The 1,981-nt window shown below is 52.2% G+C and carries 1 protein-coding gene and 1 pseudogene; one reads left to right on the top strand and one right to left on the bottom strand.

What is annotated here, in order from left to right; genetic code table 11:
* Positions 1-235: 235 nt before the first annotated feature.
* A pseudogene (locus FDK21_RS21010) lies at positions 236-382 on the bottom strand (transposase); the annotation flags it as partial.
* Positions 383-510: 128 nt separating this feature from the next.
* Here FDK21_RS21010 and FDK21_RS20495 point away from each other — a divergent pair.
* Positions 511-1,860, top strand: coding sequence for an IS5 family transposase (locus FDK21_RS20495; RefSeq protein WP_138150714.1), 1,350 nt, complete (start codon positions 511-513; stop codon positions 1,858-1,860).
* Positions 1,861-1,981: the final 121 nt, after the last annotated feature.

The following is a 1,981-nucleotide window of genomic DNA, read 5'->3' as shown; positions in this document are numbered from 1 at the left end:
CTCAGACGCTCAAGATGCTCGGACAAACCGAATAAATTGCTTGGATTCATGCCATATCCCCCATGACTTCAGGGAATCATACGACAGCAAATATTGCGAGAGGTTTTTGCGGGTCTCCAGCTCTTGTTTTGTATACTCGACGCCGGATGCGTTCTCTCTTGAGCAGGTTGAAAAAGCTTTCAGCAACAGCATTGAAGCTCCTATATTTGTCAAGCGGCGTTGGATGGTTCGGGCGGATTCCATGACGCTCGGCGACTGCATTCACGCTGGCTCCTGGCTCAAGGCTTTCGCAAACAATTTGCGCCTTCTCTTCATCCGTCCACCTACGGCGACGATAGCGCTCGCCTATTGGCGAAGCGAGAAACTCCAATGTACTCTCCACGGGAGATACTCCATAGTTCGCACTGAAGAACCCTTTAAGTAATTGAAGGATATGGATTCCCTTGTGGTTTTGGATATGAGAAAATGCCGGGGAGTTGAAGTTGGGCATTCATTTTCTGGCATATTTTCATGAGACCTTCGAAGCGCAAGAGACGGAGTGGCGATCTTTTCAAAGAACGCCTTGATGCAATCATTGACATGAACCATTCCCTGGTAGGGCTTTGCGGTCTTGTGCCTTGGGATGAGTTTGATGTGGACTTTGGCAAGCATTATCGCCCCGTTGGGCGGCCAGCCAAGCCCACTCGTTTGATGGCTGGCTTGCATTATCTCAAACACATGCACGATCTTTCCGATGAAGAAACGGTGGAGCGCTGGGTTGAGAACCCCTACTGGCAGTATTTCTGCGGTTTCGAGTTCTTTCAGCACCAGTTGCCCATTGATCCCTCGACGATGACCCGCTGGCGCAAGCGGATTGGTCCTGAGGGGATGGAAAAACTATTGGCCGCGACAGTCGGGGTGGCGATTGAGAGTGGGACCATCAAGAAAAGCAGCCTTGAGCGGATCTCGGTTGACACGACCGTCCAGCCCAAAGCCATCGCCCATCCCACAGATAGCCGTTTGTATCACAAAGCCTTGCTACTTCTGGTCCGTCAGGCCAAGAAGGCCAACATCACTTTGCGCCGTAGTCACACCCGAGTGGCCAAGAGGGCAGCCTTGATGGCAGGCCGCTATGCCCATGCCAAACAGTTCAAGCGCATGCGCCGGGAGCTCAAGAAGCTGAAAACCTATCTGGGGCGGGTCTATCGCGACATCTGCCGCAAGATTGCTGACAATGATGGCCTCAAGCATCGCTTTGCTCGCCTTCTGGGTCTGGTGGAGCGGCTTCTGGCCCAGAAGTCCAAGGACAAGAACAAGCTCTATTCCATGCATGCCCCGGAAGTGGCCTGTATTGCCAAGGGCAAGGCGCGAACGCCTTATGAATTTGGAGCCAAGATCGGCATTGCCACGACCAATCGGGAAGGACTGGTTCTTGCAGCCAGGGCGTTTGAGGGCAATCCCTATGACGGACACACCCTGAAAGACACCATCTGTCAGGCCGAACACATTTGTGGCCTCAAGCCAGAACGGGTTTATGTGGACCGTGGGTATCGTGGCCATGATTATGAAGGTGAAGCCAAGGTTATGATCTCCGGCCAGAGGCGCGGATTGACGGCACAGATGAAGCGCGAGCTGAAACGGCGATCAGCGATCGAGGCGACCATCGGCCACATGAAAACGGATGGACGACTTGACCGGAACTTCCTCAATGGCAAAGATGGCGATGCCATCAACGCTCTCTTGGCTGCAGCGGGGCATAACCTGCGTTTGATCCTTAATGCTCTCATCATTTTGTGGCTTTGGATCAGAACCATCACGCCGAAAACGGTCAAAATGAATATTTGGGCAATGCTGCGGACATACAAAACTTCAATGGCTTAGAGCCGGATTTAAAAGTAGTTGAGCGATATCAATAGGTTGTGATTCAACCGTCTTTGATGAGAAGATGGAGGGTCATATGCCTTGGGATGATACCGCTCGGGTTCAATATAACCGGGATAAG

The organism is Cohaesibacter sp. CAU 1516, assembly GCF_005771485.1.
Taxonomy (GTDB): Bacteria; Pseudomonadota; Alphaproteobacteria; order Rhizobiales; family Cohaesibacteraceae; genus Cohaesibacter; species Cohaesibacter intestini.
The sequence above is the reverse complement of the archived record's forward strand: the minus strand, read 5'-3'. Positions and strand labels throughout refer to the sequence as shown.

Coding starts and splice junctions, on each gene's coding strand:
- FDK21_RS20495 (WP_138150714.1), top strand. CDS start 511: ATGAGACCTTCGAAGCGCAAGAGACGGAGTGGCGATCTTTTCAAAGAA.